The following is a 17625-nucleotide window of genomic DNA, read 5'->3' on the forward strand; positions in this document are numbered from 1 at the left end:
CACTAATCAGTGACTGAGTCTGGCCAGAATTTCGACTATATTCTTTCGCTTTTCAACGGGATAAAAAATGTAGTCATTTAGCTGTAAACTTCCATTATGCCACTGGATTATATTGATGCTATCAATTTCGTTGAATGAGACAATCTGTTCGGTTTCTTCATGCTGAACGATCTGAATGATCGAATAATCATGCTTCTTAAGCGTCTCACACACCCGATCGGCTCGTTCCTGTGTAAAAGTCAGGACATCATCACTGAAACTATCCAGAATTTCGCAGAGGATATAAGGTCTATCTCGCCGTAACAGATTCTGCATCCCCAACAGTGTTTCCAACTCACCGCCTTCTACATCAATTTTGATGCATGTAACTTTTTGATCAAGGTGTAAGCGGTCATGATCTATTGACAAGATCGATTCGCGCTGTTTGAAAAAAGATGGGCGAAGGGCCGACACGATGGAGCCGGTCGGATCGGCTTCACCGTTTGTCTCCAGATACGTTTCTTTCAATTCATTGGAGAGCGCGAAATTATAAACCTGACAGTCGGCAAAGCCATTAACACGAATCAGTTCCTTCAAGTAGTAACAGCATGAAACACTGGGCTCAAAACCTACGTAGTGAATCGGGTGTTTAGCCGTTTTAACGGCAATCAGTGTCTGACCGATGTTGGCCCCGACGTCGATAAAACCTTCGTTGTCAGTGCCAAAAAGCTCGTTAATGATCGAATAAAGCCAATTAGGTTTCAGAAACAGATTCGGATAGCCTAAGCCATTTACTACTGGAATTGCTAGTTTATGGCCGCTGAACGAAATGCTTTTGGCCACATTCAGATAGTTCAGCAGGTTTAGCTTTTTGAGTAGCCTAAAATCGACATGCCTGAAGGTCATTTTAGCGTATATGAACTATCCACAACCAAGTTTATGTGATCCGTTTGGGTTAACAACTTGATCGATTGAATTGGTGATACGTACTCACAGTAATAGTCATAAGCATTCTTTTCAAGAACAGCTCTATAATCAGGGTTGTTGAAAAGCAACGTGATAGCCTCTCGAATTGCCGCTTCCTCGCCCGATACGATATGGATATGTTTGCCATGCTCAAGCGGTGCCGGTAGTTCATTGCTAAGGGGTGTCGAGATTATGGCTTTACCGAGTGCTAAATATTCACCTAATTTCCAGCCATGACATAAGGCCCAGGCGGGGGTATTAAAAACCAATACCGATGCTTTTATCTTATTGATGTAGGTGCTTTTCGGTATCCAGTCTGCATCAATTACCAGCGTTTGAAATTCAGGATTCGTGTTTTTGATCTGACTGTAAACAAACCCGCCTTCAAATTGCAACGCTGGTATTGATTTGCAGGCTTTCATAAAATTTGCTCTGTATCGATTAACAGTAGCATCGTTATTTATCCATTCGTCGCTATTCCAGAGCGTATTGAGTGAGTATACGTAATTAGTACTGGTTTTCAGCGGTTTGTAGGCATTTAACGGCAGCTGTTTAGCCTGTTTGTAATAGTTAGAGAGGAATTTTTTTACGTTACTTACGTCCCTGCGTGCTTTGAATAAGTTAGACAAGCCATAATACGCGCTTCCAGAATGGCTCCATAATTTGATGCCAAACCCTGGCGCCAACGAAATAATTTTGGGATGATACGCGGGCTGCGTGTGCTTCGTATTGAAATTAATTTTTCCATAGTAATCACACCATGCATAATCTGCTTCGGCCACAGATGGATCGTCACCCCAATCGATTACGTACTTGTATATAACTCCGTTATCGTCGAGAATAAATTTCAGGGTTCGGTTAGGTTTCAGTCCTGTAAAATACTGACCGGAAAAAGACACATTCGCTTTTCTAAACCGATCATACAACCCTTTAATGTAGAACGCCGTATAATCAGTATCCGTTTGAGGGTCAATATATACACGCATGGTTGACTCGACTTTAAACTGATTTCAATTGAGCAATCACACACACATCCTCATTGGGTCGGTTGTGCGTGAACGGGATATTGGCTAATTCGTTGTCTAACGTAATTTCTCGAATGTTTGTGAATCGGCCCGATTGTTCCAGCTGATAAATGAGTCCCTCGGCATCGTAACACCACTCATGTTTCTCAAAAGGCAGGCTATGTGAGAAAATCGAAAAATAGAAACTATTGGGACTATCTTTTGGAATCCGATTCAATGCCCAATCGTAATTTTCACGAATCTGCCCCGACAGGTAAAACTCAATGTACTTTTTCAGATCGGGCGTGGAAATAAGCACGTAACCACCACTATTCAGCAACTTGGCGCAGTTGTCCAGCACAACCCGACCCGATTCGGGCGTGAAGTGCTCAAATACATGCTGCATCCGGATCAGGTCGAACTTGCCAAGCCGTTCCAGTGCAGAGTCGGTGGCGTTGACCATATCCATCCGAAAGTACCGCCCTTTTTGGCTGACTACCGTTTCCGGGAAAAGATCAACGTAGGTAAAATTTTCGTCGAAGGTGCCGCCACAACCGATTTCGAGCCAACTGGTTTTACGTTCGGCTACCAACTTTTGGCGCAAACCGCCATTTCCCCGCGCTTTCAGAAAATTCCCCTTGCCGTTCAGCATCGGGTGAACGCTTTCCAATCGAGCCACTTTGTAAGACTTTATCGTTTTTTTCGTAAAGACGATAAAACCTAATTTATCCAGCAAATTGATTATACCACTTTTCATACTCATTCGCGGGAGCGGAGTTTATCAAGCCTGAACAGCACCCGATAGAGGTTCAGTATTAAAAACCAGCATAGCTTGTTTTGCTTTAATCGTTTAATAATTACGCCTTCATGAGCGAAGGCCTGATAGTCGGACAGAATAGGTGCGGGTAGCGTTTTTTGAAGAACTTCGGTGCGTTCCTGTCTATCTAACTCCTTTTGGGTACTGCTGATGCCCTGCGTGTCGAACCAGACCATATCGATATCCCTATAGGCAACTTTTTCATTGTGCAGGCCAACGGTAATCAGGTAAAATTTCCAGTCTGATACGATTTTCAGGGATTCGTCGTAGAATCCATACTGTTCGAACAGCGATCTTTTTATGTAGGCTGTAGCATGGAAAATTGTTGAACGATACAGGTCCATCAGCGTAATCTGACGTCCGGCATAGCTTTTTTCCACGATTCGTCGACCGCCAATTTCTCGTATTTTATTGCCGTATGATATGCTGCATTGGGGCATATCCCGCAGCATCCGTTCAGTTACGTCGGGTTTGAGCAGATAATCACCTGAATTCAGAAATTGGCAATATTCGCCTTTGGCTTGCCTGATTCCCTTGTTCATGGCGTGATAAATTCCCTGATCAGGTTCGCTGATCCAGTACGTGATGTTGTCTTTATAGTGTTCTATTATGGCTAAACTCTCGTCCGTTGAACCGCCATCGATAACTATATATTCGAAGTCGCTGGATGTCTGGCTGGCTACACTTTCTATTGTTCCGAGCAATCCGGCCGCATTGTTGTAATTAATCGTTATGATCGACAATTTCAGCATGGAGCCGGGGTTGATAAACACCAGTAATTATCGCCACAATCTGATCAATCTCATCAAAGGTCAGTTCATAAAATAACGGCAGGCGAACCAGGCAATTTGTGTACATGTCTGAATAGACCAAGTCCCGGCCATCGTGTTTAGATCGATAATAACCGCTTTTGTGCAGGCTCAGATAATGAAAAACCGCCAGAATGCCATTTTCTTTTAATGCATCGATTAGTGTACTTCGCTCCTCTATATTCTGACAAATCAAATAAAACATGTGGGCGTTATTGGTGGCATAGACTGGTATGTCAGGTAGCCGGACATAACCTGCCAAGGCGAGTGGCACCAATGACTGATAGTAATAATTCCAGAGAGCGGTTCTCCGATTTTGAATTTGCTCGATATTTTCGAGTTGGGCATATAAAAAAGCAGATATGACTTCGGATGGCAGAAATGAAGAGCCTATATCGACCCACTCGTATTTGTTCACCTCCCCCCGAAAGAATTCACTGCGATTCGTGCCTTTTTCCCAAATAATTTCGGCCCGTCTGCTAAATCGTTCTGCATTGACAACCAGCATTCCGCCTTCGCCGGAAATGATATTTTTTGTTTCATGGAATGAAAAAGCAGCCAAATGCCCAATTGAACCCAATGGTTTCCCTTTATAAAACGAATTGATGGCCTGCGCTGCGTCTTCAATAACCAGTAGGTTGTATTTATTGGCCAATGCCATCAGGCGATCCATATCGCAGGCAATACCGGCATAATGAACTGGCACAATGGCTCTGGTACGATCTGTTATCAGACTTTCCAGCTTATCAATATCCAGATTTGGATTCGTCTGACTGCTATCCACAAATACAACGTGTGCGCCCTGCCTGATAAATGCCAGGGCCGTCGATACAAATGTATATGATGGTACAATTACCTCATCGCCCGGCTGTATATCGGCCAATATTGCCGCCATTTCCAGCGCGTCGGTACAGGACGTTGTTAGGAGTACCTTTTTGAAGTGATATTTTTTCGTTAGAAACTGGTGACACTTGTGCGTATATAAACCATTGCCCGAAATTTTACCAGATCTAACCGCATCGGTTATATATTCTGTTTCCCTGCCCGAGAGGAAGGGTTTATTAAACGGAATTTTATACGGAATCACAGCCAGCAATGATACACGTTCGACACGTTTTTTACACTGAATTGGTTTTTCTCATAGAACCGACAGGCCGTTTCGTTACCTCCCTGTGTGGTTACCTCAAGGCGCGTCATGCCAGAGCTTACGGCATACCGTTTTACGTGATTCAATAGGGCGGTGCCAATGCCCTTTCCCCGGTAGCGCATATCGGTTGCGATCAGCCCAATCACGCCCGTATTTTCATTTTGTTTGAGGCTAATAAAGCCCGTTATCGAATCACCCATATTGTGAATAAAAACCTCATCGGCTAATTCCCCTGAAATGGAATTGTCGATCCACTGCCGGTATAATCGTTTGAAATTAGTCTCACCAAAATTTTGATCGACTCGATACCGTGAATACTTACCACTTTGGTAAGCGAGTTCATATAAGGGCTTTTTATCGTCAGTCACATCAAACTGTCGAATGAGGAACTTGGGTACTCTATAATCGTCGCCAAGGGTTAGTTCATAGATAATTTTATGATCGACAAGTCGTCCGTTATATAGATTCATCACGTCCTGACTTACTGAAAAACCGGCATCACAAAAAACATAAAGGAGGTCATACTGCTGTTTGTGGGCGCTTTCGAGGACGGAGCTAAGTGAAAACAGGTTTTGTTGAGTCGTCACGCTTACCCTTCCTATTTTTCGCCGGAAAAATCTACTATCCCAATCAAGGAATGTTATTTCAGCAATTGGAGTCGACAGAGTAAACGACATTACGATCAGGCTGTAACTAAGTCCATAAGTTTGTTTATAAATGCCACCCGACCATAGGCTTGCAGGGCCATAGTACGACAACGACTCTGTAAAGCTACCTGGCTTGACACATCTCGGTTTACTACATGGGCTATACCCTTTGCCAGATCCTGAACATCAGCCAGTTTGGCGCGGTAGCCGGTTTGTTCAAAGATTACTAAGTCCTGCGCGACTCCTGTATCAAACGCCACAACCGGAGTACCACACATTAACGATTGGTTGATCATCATTGGACCAGAGTCCTCAACAGAAGGGCATATGAATACAGTAGCCGCCTGGTAGGCAATCACCAATTCGTCCTCGTCTAAATAGCCCAGATTCCTGACATTACCTTTCAGTCCTTTTGTTGGAAATTCGCCCGCTATCAACAGCGTAAACTCATCGGTAGGATTAGTAGTCAGAGCATCCAACAGTAGCTGCATGCCTTTGCGCTTCTCTTTTAACGAGGATGCGCCAAAAAAGAGAACTGTCTTATCGGCAGGGACATTGAAATAACGCCGTGCCGCTGCCTTATCGCCCAGTGTAAATTTCTCTTCATCAACAAAGCCTACCAGTTTTAATACGTGTTTGTCACGGAATAACGACGACTGCTTTGCCCGTACAAAATCGCTTTGCGAAAACGTAATCAGGCATAGGTCATCGGGTAAATATTTCTTCTTGAATGATAGGTTTTTCTCGGCAATCCACTTGTATTCGTCAGCCCGAATTGCCGGGCAGGAGGAACAGGAACGTGTATAGCCATCGCACGTCCAGGGGTAGTGGCATCCGCCCGTAAGGGGAGCATTATCAATGACGAGCCAGTAAATTTTAGCCTTAGTTAACCGATGTAGTTCATGAATTATTTTGGCATTGATAAAGTCGGTGACCCAGTGAATGAAAATGACATCTGGTTTCTTAGGAATAAGTGCCAGAATCTTTTGGGCCGACACTACCGAGAGGGTTTCATACTTATTGTAGAAATAGTAGTCGTAAGCAAAAAGGTCGTCTGTCAGTTTTTTCTTGACTGATTTACGCTGAAACTTCCCAAGCGCATTATCGAACGAACTATCCTGATAGGCGATAATGCCTTCACCGCCTACCTTAGAATCTTTAACGACTAAATAAGACTGCAAGCCATTTTTCTGAAGTAATTGACTGAAATCAACGGCAAACTTCCCGGCGCCACTGTAATCTAGAGCAGACAGATTTAAAATAATTTTATCTGAGTGGGCCATGAACTGAATTAGAGCTAACGGATACTTAGCCTGATTTTGACTGCTTTCAGTAATATTTTCTTCCAGAACGGCCTTTTCTGTGAATTAACGAAACGTTCAAATACATACCAGTCAAACAGTTTATCCAGCTGTCGGGTAGGGTGAATGAGCGGAAACGTCATTTCATAAAGGGGAAGATTAGCCAGCAGATCGGCTTCATGGACAGTATGTGTAGCGTCTGCATTAAAGCCAATATTTTTTATCAGATTAACTACCGGAACAATCGTTTTTCCGCCGTTAGCCCAACGGCTATACAACCATTGAAAGTCCCACACATCATCCGGGCGGCTAAGCTGATACTTCGTAAATTCTGCGCTGAAATGATTGAAATACATGGCTAGCGATAACGTGTTGCGTATCTTCTGTTTGCCAACCTGGGTTGCCCATTCATGCATTTCATAGTCAAAGGCTGCCCATGCTCTGCGCCACGAAGCCCAGCCATAACTGTGCCCCATGTAACTGAAAATGTAAGACTCCCGATGTATTGTCCACTGCTTGAGCGCGTTGGTGCCACTTATCATAAATACCCGTTCATCATCCTTATATTTTTCCAGCAAAGTGCGACAGTAAGGGAAAAAGCTTTGATCAGGCACGCAATCATCTTCCAGAACAATTCCGTCTTCAACCTGATCAAAAAACCATGTAATGGCTTCTGCCGGTCCACGCCCACAACCTCTGTTGTCGGGCCTAAACAAGGTTTCAACAGTACAGGGCCAATCTATTTGATCGATCACTGCGCGAGCCGCCTGGCATCGTTCCTTATCCGCTGGTTTATCAGGTCGTGGGCCGTCGGCTGCTACAAACAACCGCCCGGGCTTCACGGTACGAAGCGCGTCCACCATCTGTTGAGTTTCGTCGGGCCGATTGAATATGAGCAGTAAAATAGGTGTCTCAAACATACTATTGTTCAGGCTTAGGTGGAACCAGCCTTCGTTTCAATGCAACCAGTTCAATGGCACTTTTATAAATAAAGTGGATTGCTGCATGGAGCATTTTTTTTGATTTGACCCATTCCCAAAGCTGTAATTCTGCTTTTTTAACTTTCCAGGCTTCATAATCGGCCAACACTCTTTCGGGAAAAAACTGCCGGAGTATTTGTTGAATCTCGCTTTGTGATTGTTGATTAAATGCATGACTGTTCGACAACCCATTCAGGTTATAATCAGTGACTATTGTATCAATAACAGCTATCGTACACTGGTGTAAGATTAGTGCGCGAATCCAGAATTCGTAATCGCCATGAATCTTATAGGCTTCACTATAAGGCCCCAATTTTTCGAATAAAACTCGTTTAATAAAGGTGGCCTGATGAGGAATGGTGGCACCATAAAATGATTGTAATGTTAGCTCATTGGTTGGTTTATAGGTGTGAATTATACGCCCGGCTTTAGATATGTAGCAACCACCAATCAGCAGGTCAGCCATTTGCTCGTTCGCAAAACACCGTTCGAGTACGTGTTCATCAGCTAACCAATCGCCTGAATTCAGAAATAAACAGTACTGCCCAGTAGCCCGTTCGATTCCTTTGTTCATAGCATGGTAAATACCTCGATCCGGCTCCGAGATCCAGCAGTGAATGCTATGATCAAACAAACTGATTACTTCTTTACTACCATCAACTGATCCTCCATCAATCAGTATATATTCAATATTGGTGAAAGTCTGGCTTATTACACTTTTTATAGTCTTCTCTAAACCGTATTTATCGTTGAGATTAATTGTGATTATTGATATTTTTTCAGCTTCATTCATCCGCTTTAAATATCACGACTCTTTTACAATGTGTATCGCTTAAAATTGGATAGGGTTAGCTCAGCATCTTTGCTTTCAACAACGCACAATGGCACATCGCCGTAGAAGGATGCCCAGCCGGAAAATGTGCTCGGCGGCCCAATCAAATAATCGCACTTAGCCAAAAGATACAGATCGACAATTACTTCGTTGGTACTGATATACGCGGTCTCGGACTGAAACAAGTTTTTGTTTATCGGCTCATCAGAGCAGAGAATGAAGCCAACACTCTGGTTCTTGAACAAGCGTTTGGCTTGCTCGATATAGTTCATGTATGTCAGGTCGTCAAAGTAATACTCACCTGATTTCCAGTCTTTGTAATCGCCCTTGCGGAGATGAATACCCACCAGAAGTGAACCCTTCTCTTTTAGGCTGACGATGATACGATCTACTTGCTTTATATACTTTGTTTTGGGACTAAACAGGCTCCTGATGGTGGCCTGATTGCGTTGTACATCGATCGAACTTCTGAAGCCCTCACCCTCTAAAAGCAACCAGTTTTTTTTACCTCGTCTCAAATCGTTTAGTTCTGTATGGACCCAGCCTACCTGATACTCATCAAATAACGGACGGCTCCTAAAAATGGTGATGGTCTGCTTTATCCCCCGAAGACACTTGGAGAAGATCCATTGTAAACGTTTACTGTTGACAACAAAAATGCGATTTCTGGCAAATAAGGAGGCTGAAAAATAGATTGCATCATAGCCCAAAACCGCATTCAATAACGTTTCATGGCGACTTAAGCAGTAGGCAGTAGCATGGGCCGAAATAAGAAGTTTATTGCCAAGCTGGCCGCTACTCTTTTGTACGATCACCATTCGACTCTTTTTACCTATTTGAAAAAATAGCCCTCAACCTGAAGCAGTTCGCCTGTTTCGTAATTGCGGTGGCCACCATCTATGAGTTTGAGTTTGTAACCGTTTTCTCGAAGCAGATTCAGCATATCGTCCAGCAGTGTCTCACCCTCATACAAAGGCCGAAGTGATAGCTCCATCTGAAAACCACTGATTTTATCCAATGATTTCAAACAACCCTCGAATACTTGACGCTCAAAGCCCTGTGTGTCGATTTTTATATAAAGATTCTTACCCGGACTGTAATACTGGCCGACAAATGTGTCGATTGTCTGCACCTGAATTGGCTCCTGTTTTGTGTAAATAGAATCGGGCGCACTTTCGACATGTAGAGGCAGTATATTCAATACTGAACTACTGTAAGAATTTGCTGACACGTTAATAGTGGCGGTTCCTGTATAGTCGCCGATGCCGGAATGAACAGCGTCCCAATCAGGGTCGGTAGCCGATTTAGCCAGTAGCTGGCGATATACATCGGCCATTGGCTCGAATGAAACCAGCTTTCCCTTATAGCCCAGTGCCCTCACTCGTTGCCCAAACTGCCCGGCATTGGCTCCAACATCAAAAATTAAGTTTATCTGATAGGCGTTGAGCAGGTCGAGCCATTGCCTGGCTATGGGATCGGTGGGCAGATGCACAATATCATAGCCAAAACGTCGGGCGATCTTTTTCAGTAGTCTCCTCACCGTTTTCTAATAAAGAGTACGCTGAATAACCCGTTTTATCCGGCGCAGAAACACACCTAAACGAATAAAACCTATACGGTCCAAAAAGTGATAAACGCGATATTCGTTACTCTGCCTCCATCGTAAAGTTTGCGTTTCAAGCTGATCGAGACGCTCATAATCAGGCAGAAAAAGCGGGTATTCATTTGCTAAAACCGCAAGTTGCTCCCGCCGTGGCAGCGATTCCGTAGCCGAATTGCAACTTATACCGTCCATGTTGAAATAAGCAATTGTTCCCTGATAGTGTTGATATGTACAACCGTACTTCAATAAAGCCTCCAGAAAAAAGAGCCAATCCGACGCGATTTTTAGTGTTTCGTTATACAATCCCACTTTATCGAACAAAGTCCGACGGATAAAGGTAGCCTGATGGGGCAGCGTTCCTAAAAACAAGGTCTTAGCCGTAAGCCGGTCGGGTGAGGGAACGTGCCATTTAATGGCGTTCTCCTGGGTATTATAAAAGTACACATCGCCCGCAACGATATCGGCCTCTGGGTTTTGGGCGAATACGTTTTCAAGAATTGTAGGGGTGGCAAGCCAGTCGCCCGAATTCAGAAACAGGCAATAGTCACCCGTTGCTTTTTGTATGCCCTTATTCATGGCGTGGTAGATACCCTTATCCGGCTCCGAGACCCAACTGTTGATAAACGTTTCATAATTCCGAATCACTTGCTGACTGTCATCTTGGGAACCCCCATCGATCACTACGTAGTCGAGGTTACGATACGATTGGTTAGCAACGCTTTCAATTGTCTTTTTTAAGCCTGCTGCGTTGTTGAGGTTGATCGTTATTATCGTCAGTTTAACTGGCATTATTCGGTTTATCCGCGAAGGCCCGCACCCGTGTACTTATAGAAATAATATTTGTGGAGGGGAACATAAACAGATTTTATCCAGTCTTTGATTTTCAAGTGCTGATGAAGACGTAGATAGATAAAACAGGCTATCACCATTGTCCAAGGCTTTTCCTGCTTGTAGTAAGTAACGAATTTATTTATGGCTTTCACTCGGGTCAAATTATCAAAGTTATTGAGTATCAGCGATATATTCTCGTATTGCCACGAAAAGTTTTTTAGTTTCTTGCCCATCAACAGCGATTTAAAGACCCTAAATAATAATTGATACGGCTTTAGATATTCATACTCAACGGGTTTGAAATCCTGGCGGCCAACAGTAGTATCGTGTCTTCGCCAGTATGTGGCCGGTTGATCTATTTTTTTTGCCTGACCAACCGACAGAGCTGTTAAGCCCACCAGCCAATCGTATATAAAATCGATTTGATGAAGGTTTTTTAAACCAAGCAACACATCCTTTTTAAATAGAACACTATGACCGGGTGCAAGACCCATCCAAACTAAATCGATTAATGTATGGTCGGGTACGGCAAATCTACCTGTCACCGTTAGCTTCGAGTCCGTTATGAATGAATCAGAATACACAAAACAGCAGTCTTTGTCGTGTAGCGCCTTGACATATAGGTCCAGCTTATCCTGCTGCCAAACATCATCCTGATCCGAGATGGCTATATAATCGCCTGAAGCCTTAAAAAAAGCAGTGATAAAGTTTTGATTAAGCCCCAGGCGTTGGCTATTCTGATGTGATTTGATGCAGGCGTTAAGGATCTTGTACTCTTCGATAATCTGCCACGTATCATCAGTTGACTGGTCATCCTGAATCAATATTTCGTAGGGCATAAAACTCTGATTCAGAAGCGAATCAAGTTGTTCCCGCAAGTACAGCCCACCATTATAGGTACACAACACGACAGACACCTTAACCGAACTCATATATTCTTATCAATCGTTGTCTACTACGAGTTTACTTCGTTGCCCCCGAATAATACCCCGTCTGAAATACGGCGGTTGAATATGTTTATCATGAACAAAGATCATGTAGCCGTCCGAAAATTCAGTTTCATATCCGTAGTCATTCAGAATATTTTTTATATCCTCGGCATCCTTGTTTTTATGATATGTGCAGCAAGCTATACGTATAGCAGGGCCAGTCAGAAAAAAATCTTTATTTCCATTGAGAACCTTTATTTCATCGCCTTCAATATCGATTTTGATAAAAATCTCACCCTGGCTTTTGTCGGCCACACAGGAAGCAAGCGTTGTTTGATTGCCAGAATCTACATCCGAAACGAACTTGTTAATTAGCACAACTCTGTCCTGATACGGCTCGAATGTGGCCCTCAACGCATTAGTCCACATTTCATCTGATTCAAACAGATAAACATTGCGTGCTTTATCAATATTATCTAACGCAAATATTCCTTCTGCGGCACCAATGTCAAGTATGGTATCACCCTGTTTAACATGAAATGCCTTTGTTTGATACTGATGAGGGGCTTTCTCATAGTAGCCCCCTCCTAAAATGCCTTGCTCTTCAACCAGACTAATGTAGGTATCTCTAACCTGATCTATATGCCAATCGGCTGGAAAATATAGTTTTTTATTATGTCGATGAATAACATAAGGAAGGCCTTTTGTTGAATCAACTCCACAAACTAAAGGCGCAAGGCTATTTATTTTTCGGTAAGGAAAAAGGGCTATTGTGCCAATTTCTTTCAAAAAGAATAGCTCGTGGAGGTAATCGTCATTAGGATGGTTGTTATAATAATCTAGAATTTTAAAATAAAGTAATTCTAGTTGAGTGGCTCTCAATCGATAATTCACGGCCGATAGCTCTGCTTGCGTAACCCTTAATTCGGACTTATAATCGTATTTACTAAGATAAGCGAGATTCTTCAACAGATTGAAAAGGCTAACAGATTTAATCCTGAGGAGGTATTTGTTAAGCCTTGATGTGATCGAGTACTTCGCCATTAATTACTATACCGAATAGCCCGTTTAATCAGCCGTTTGATTTTCTTGTATGTGCCTGGTACTTCAACACTACCAAACAGCATCTTTTGAATAAATAAATCAGCTTCGTAATGCCGCACGATCTGGTCGGGATGCCTGATTGGAAATTCGAACTCATGCGTTGGAACATTAGCGAAATAGCTATCTGGGTTCTGGGAATGGGTTGCGTCAGGACCGTAGCCTATATTTTTCACCAGATTAGCTTTAGGAATTATAGCCAATTGATTTCTAATCATGGATTGATAGTGGAATTGGTAATCCCAGGAATCGTTCGGCTTGAGCTGGTAAAATCGATCGAAAAAGGTTATCCACCAGTGGCTATAAGGCTTTTCCTGGAAAAGAAACTTCGCCAGCTTTCGCTTATCTACATGAGGCCAACTGCTGAGATGATAGTCGAATCCCTGCCATGAGCGCTTCCAGGTAGCCCACCCATTTGAACTTGGGAATACAGAAAAGTAATAATCTGCGGCTAAAGGCATAGGCTGAACCGGTTGAAAATTATTCCCTGAGATCATCGAAACGTTGGGATTGTTCCGGAATCGATTGAGGAGGTCCTCGCTAAATCGGAAAAACGTTGCATTTGGCAAGCAGTCATCCTCTAATATAATCCCTTCTTCTACATGCCCAAAAAACCAGGATATAGCTTCTGAAGGGCCACGCCCACAGCCAATATTACGATCTCTGAACTGGGTTTTCACATCGCATTCCCAATCTATATGCTCTAAAACCCACTCACGTACATAGCGGCACGTTTCGTCTTCCCCTTCTCTCTCAAGCCGCGGTCCGTCGGCCGCTATAAAAAGTTGCGTAGGCCGTTGATCGCGAATAACGCTAAAGACACGCTTAGTTTCTTCTCTTTTATTGAAGATGATGAAAAGTACGGGTACAGAACTAACCATTACTATTATTTTTCATTAAGAAACTCTCGAAGACTGCACCATTTATATCGCTATGCCAAGTATTTCTTAAATAGGTTGAAATTTTCGTGATTATAAAATATCAAGGAGATACTATTTATTTATCACCAATCAGAACGTATATAAGTACTCTTAGCAATAGGGGCGGATTTCGATTAACCACGAAATATGGCGAATGCAAACTACCGAGTAAACCACAAAATTCGAGGGCTACTAACGGTTTATTTATCTGATTATAATTATTCATTATCCATCGAATAATACGTTTTGCAACGCCAAGATTATCTTTATACACAAGTTCATATTTATTATCGGCAAATACCTCATTATGTGCTTTCATAAATGACTTGCATCCAGCATAAATTTGTCTCTTTAAGTACTTGAAGGTGCTTTTTCTTGGTTCAATATTGTGATTAATTGCTAAATCGGGTGCCAGGCCAACATACATCCCCAGACGAACGGCGTGAAACACGATTTGCGTATCGCCCCCACTCGACAGTAATTTACCTAATCTGTCAGTCAGGGTATAACAGCCTTTTTGAACACTTTCTATATATCCTGCGAGTATTTTCTTTTCTATCACCATTCCGGTACCTGCAGGGTGGCAGATAGACCATATTTTTTCATTTGAAAAGATTACCTCACTGATATGCTTCTCCTGAAACATATCTTTTCGCGAAGCAATCCAAGACGGTACATATGGATCGAGCAATGTAACGTTCACACGACCAGGCCCCCAGCATTTTACAAATGGATATTTTATAATCAAATTGTAAACGTTTATTAAATAATCTTCGGTTGGCTCATTGTCATCATCAAAAAAAACAATCCATTTATTACTGGAATTCTCAATCCCAGTAATTCGTGCATTAGTTAATCCCGGATTAGATTCATTGATTACGCGATAATTCTCATGATCAGCTATAGCTTCTCTAATAAACTCTATATCACCAATAGCTTTCTTACTATTATTATCTACAATTATCCATTCAAAAAGAAAGGCTCCATTAGTTATTAATTGATCAATTGCAGTTACCAATCGCTCAAAAACTTTCATATCTGGATTGTAACTACAAGTAATTATCGAAAAACTCATACTGAACTAAAAAGATTTAGTAGCTAAATGTCTAAAAAATTTACGATTAAAATACTGCAAAAGCATACTTAGATACTCATTAATAGTTAATTGGCCATTATATATATTGTCAATTTTATTGGTCAACAACGATATTTCTTCTATTTTTTGCGAATATAGGTTCTGCGAAATTAACGGCTCAATTGCGTTACTTTTACCTGTGCTTACAGTCAGTTTATTTTTAGTGAATACTATAATATTTTGTCTGTACCACCAATCTATATTTAAATTATTCCATATCTTAGGGCGAATAGTATCGTAGCAGTTAAAATTATTATTTATGAAAAACTTTATCCAGTAATCAGGATATTGCTCGTTTATGTGATTTTGACCGCCTTGAAATGGTATTGCTGCAGAAAATATTATTATATCACTAATTCGGCATAAATCATCCACCAATCCCTGTGCTCGATTAACAGACAAATGTTCCGCTACTTCTAAGCATAACAGCATGTCATATTTTTTATCAATATTTATTGTCTTTTCTAAGTCGAATTCTACAAACTGATTTAATGGGATATGTAATTTATCTTTATTGACATGGTCCCCATCAATTCCTAATAGACCATTAATACCACACTCTTCAAAGACTTTTAGCCATGTACCAGTACCACAACCTATATCTATTATATTATTTGGTGAAAATAACTCTATTAGTATTGGCACAATATGCTTTGCTGCATTTGTATTGTGGACATTATCGTAATGAACATATTTCATGAATTATTTTTTTATTATATATGCTACTCCCCCCGATAAAGTATAAATTTTACTCTGAGTTTTTATTTCGCTCAAGTAATCATGAATAGCTTTTGATGTACCGTCCCAGATGTAATAATCATCAATAATAATTAAACCATTTTCTATTACACACGGGAATAGATACTTCATACACAGATATATACTTTCATACCAATCCCCATCCAACCTAAGAATTGCAATATTTTTAGTAAAACGATTTTCAGGCAATGTATCACTAAACCAACCTTTAACAATATGCGGCTTCAATACACCCGCCATTTTCATCGCGGATTCAGCAAAACTCATTTCCGTTTTACAATTATCAAAGTAATTTGGAGATAAAGTATTTCTTTGCCATTCATTCGCAGCAATTCCATCGATTTCTTCGGCCTTGGGTAAGCCTTCAAAGCTGTCAAATAGATAGTAGTTACGCTCATTAGGCCCCATAATTTCAGCCATTGCTGCAATCATGCCACCTTTCCATGTGCCGCACTCTACAACGTCTCCTTTTAAATGCATATTAGCATTACACAGGCGCAGGTTGTCGCAAAATACACTTTGCGGAATCATTGTATAGTTCTTGTACTTTTTGCGCAACGATATATAATGTTGATATTTTTTCAGGTTAACAATTTTTTTCGTGATATTTTCAATTTGCTCCTTCATGCTTCATGTATGATTTCATAAATAAAAAGCCATGGTCATTTGAGAAAGGGAAAGTCCTATTTTCTTGCGGAGATTCTTCTATCTCGAAACATACTACACTCTTAACCCAATCGTAAGTAATGGTATTGTGGGGGCCAATCCAAGTTGAAATATAGTATTCTCCCGGAATTAGCGGTGGTAATTCTAAAATCAAATTAATCACATTGTTTTTTCTATATTCCAGCTCAATCTCAGGTATTGTTTGAAAGATTGGGGTATCTAACTTATCAGTAATATCAAAAGCTATTAAACAATTATTGAATTTAATAGCAGATTCAATTTCAATAGACACTTCTAATTTTAAATTAGGTTGTTTTCCTAAAATTCTCTTGATATATACATTTTTAATAAAAGCAGATTCATAATTTATTTTATTACTTACCCAACATCTTGACTTTACGTTTATGTTATTCTCTAAATATTGGCTAATAATATCAGTCGTTTCCCCGGTAGAAGTAATATATCCATTTGAAATTATTATACTTTTTTCGCACAAGTTTTTAACCGCTCCCATATTATGACTAACAAATAGCACTGTTCTGCCCTGATTCCTGCTTACGTCCTGCATTTTACCGATAGCTTTTTTCTGAAATTCAGCGTCACCAACGGCTAATACTTCATCTACTACCAGAATTTCGGGATCAAGGTGGGCGGCAACGGCAAAGCCTAAGCGAACGGTCATTCCGCTGGAGTAACGCTTGACCGGTGTATCAATGTAGCGTTCGCAACCAGAGAAGTCAATGATTTCGTCAAGTTTGGATCGGATTTCCCGTTTGGTCATGCCCAGGATGGCGCCATTCAGAAAAATGTTCTCGCGACCAGTCAAATCAGGGTGAAAGCCAGTACCGACCTCTAATAAACTACCAATTCGCCCGTTGAAGTCAATCCGCCCGGAAGTTGGTCCGGTTACCTTAGAAAGAATTTTTAATAAGGTTGATTTACCGGCTCCGTTTTTTCCAATGATACCCAATACTTCACCAGGCATTACCTCAAAGTTGATATCCTTAAGCGCCCATACGTAGTCACTGCTGCCTTTGGTGCTACGGTCGTTGGTTTCGCCTATTATCAGATAAGGATCTTCTTTTCCCCGGACGCGATGCCACCATCGCTGAACGTCCTCACGAATAGTACCGGTACCAATAGTGCCTAAGCGGTATTGTTTGGATAGGTTCTCGACTTTAATAATTGGCTTCATTCGT

19 protein-coding genes are annotated in these 17625 nt (G+C 41.5%); all 19 read right to left on the minus strand.

What is annotated here, in order from left to right; translation table 11 throughout:
* Positions 1–6: 6 nt before the first annotated feature.
* Positions 7–885, minus strand: a complete 879-nt coding sequence (locus GJR95_RS09685) for an FkbM family methyltransferase (protein WP_162385675.1) — start codon at positions 883–885, stop codon at positions 7–9.
* Positions 882–1931: a glycosyltransferase gene (locus tag GJR95_RS09690; RefSeq protein WP_162385676.1), complete on the minus strand. Its 1050-nt coding sequence runs from the start codon at positions 1929–1931 to the stop codon at positions 882–884. Before GJR95_RS09690 ends, GJR95_RS09685 begins: the two co-directional genes overlap by 4 nt.
* A gap of 13 nt (positions 1932–1944) precedes the next feature.
* On the minus strand, positions 1945–2706 hold the full coding sequence (locus tag GJR95_RS09695; RefSeq protein ID WP_162385677.1) for a methyltransferase domain-containing protein: 762 nt from the start codon (positions 2704–2706) through the stop codon (positions 1945–1947).
* Between the two features lie 2 nt (positions 2707–2708).
* Positions 2709–3518, minus strand: coding sequence for a glycosyltransferase family 2 protein (locus tag GJR95_RS09700; protein ID WP_162385678.1), 810 nt, complete (start codon positions 3516–3518; stop codon positions 2709–2711).
* Positions 3490–4662: a dTDP-4-amino-4,6-dideoxygalactose transaminase gene (rffA, locus tag GJR95_RS09705; protein WP_232541138.1), complete on the minus strand. Its 1173-nt coding sequence runs from the start codon at positions 4660–4662 to the stop codon at positions 3490–3492. The genes GJR95_RS09700 and rffA overlap by 29 nt, the downstream gene beginning before the upstream one ends.
* On the minus strand, positions 4659–5309 hold the full coding sequence (locus GJR95_RS09710; protein ID WP_162385679.1) for a GNAT family N-acetyltransferase: 651 nt from the start codon (positions 5307–5309) through the stop codon (positions 4659–4661). Before GJR95_RS09710 ends, rffA begins: the two co-directional genes overlap by 4 nt.
* 95 nt (positions 5310–5404) lie before the next feature.
* Positions 5405–6652 (minus strand): glycosyltransferase, encoded by a 1248-nt coding sequence (locus GJR95_RS09715; RefSeq protein WP_162385680.1) that lies wholly within the window; start codon positions 6650–6652, stop codon positions 5405–5407.
* Positions 6653–6666: 14 nt separating this feature from the next.
* On the minus strand, positions 6667–7590 hold the full coding sequence (locus GJR95_RS09720) for a hypothetical protein (RefSeq protein ID WP_162385681.1): 924 nt from the start codon (positions 7588–7590) through the stop codon (positions 6667–6669).
* Between the two features lies 1 nt (position 7591).
* Complete coding sequence (locus tag GJR95_RS09725) at positions 7592–8443, minus strand: glycosyltransferase family 2 protein (RefSeq protein WP_162385682.1); 852 nt, start codon at positions 8441–8443, stop codon at positions 7592–7594.
* A gap of 23 nt (positions 8444–8466) precedes the next feature.
* Positions 8467–9300 (minus strand): alpha-1,2-fucosyltransferase, encoded by an 834-nt coding sequence (locus GJR95_RS09730; protein ID WP_162385683.1) that lies wholly within the window; start codon positions 9298–9300, stop codon positions 8467–8469.
* Positions 9301–9314: 14 nt separating this feature from the next.
* Positions 9315–10022, minus strand: coding sequence for an FkbM family methyltransferase (locus GJR95_RS09735; RefSeq protein ID WP_162385684.1), 708 nt, complete (start codon positions 10020–10022; stop codon positions 9315–9317).
* A 6-nt stretch (positions 10023–10028) separates the two neighbouring features.
* The gene (locus tag GJR95_RS09740; RefSeq protein ID WP_162385685.1) at positions 10029–10874 is read right to left on the minus strand and encodes a glycosyltransferase family 2 protein; all 846 of its coding nucleotides are present in this window, start codon (positions 10872–10874) and stop codon (positions 10029–10031) included.
* 8 nt (positions 10875–10882) lie between these two features.
* Entirely contained in the window at positions 10883–11848 is a 966-nt protein-coding gene (locus tag GJR95_RS09745; protein ID WP_162385686.1) for a glycosyltransferase, read from the minus strand.
* Between the two features lie 9 nt (positions 11849–11857).
* Positions 11858–12814: an FkbM family methyltransferase gene (locus tag GJR95_RS09750; RefSeq protein WP_162385687.1), complete on the minus strand. Its 957-nt coding sequence runs from the start codon at positions 12812–12814 to the stop codon at positions 11858–11860.
* A gap of 74 nt (positions 12815–12888) precedes the next feature.
* Complete coding sequence (locus GJR95_RS09755) at positions 12889–13827, minus strand: hypothetical protein (RefSeq protein ID WP_162385688.1); 939 nt, start codon at positions 13825–13827, stop codon at positions 12889–12891.
* 115 nt (positions 13828–13942) lie between these two features.
* Positions 13943–14941 carry a glycosyltransferase gene (locus GJR95_RS09760; protein ID WP_262889776.1) on the minus strand — a complete coding sequence of 333 codons (999 nt, stop codon included), beginning with the start codon at positions 14939–14941 and terminating at the stop codon, positions 13943–13945.
* A 6-nt stretch (positions 14942–14947) separates the two neighbouring features.
* A complete protein-coding gene (locus GJR95_RS09765; RefSeq protein ID WP_162385690.1) occupies positions 14948–15700 on the minus strand; it encodes a methyltransferase domain-containing protein in 753 nt (250 codons plus the stop codon).
* 3 nt (positions 15701–15703) lie between these two features.
* Positions 15704–16387, minus strand: a complete 684-nt coding sequence (locus GJR95_RS09770) for a TylF/MycF/NovP-related O-methyltransferase (protein WP_162385691.1) — start codon at positions 16385–16387, stop codon at positions 15704–15706.
* Positions 16371–17621 carry an ABC transporter ATP-binding protein gene (locus GJR95_RS09775; RefSeq protein WP_162385692.1) on the minus strand — a complete coding sequence of 417 codons (1251 nt, stop codon included), beginning with the start codon at positions 17619–17621 and terminating at the stop codon, positions 16371–16373. Before GJR95_RS09775 ends, GJR95_RS09770 begins: the two co-directional genes overlap by 17 nt.
* Positions 17622–17625: the final 4 nt, after the last annotated feature.

It is taken from the genome of Spirosoma endbachense (genome assembly GCF_010233585.1).
GTDB classification, from domain to species: domain Bacteria; phylum Bacteroidota; class Bacteroidia; order Cytophagales; family Spirosomataceae; genus Spirosoma; species Spirosoma endbachense.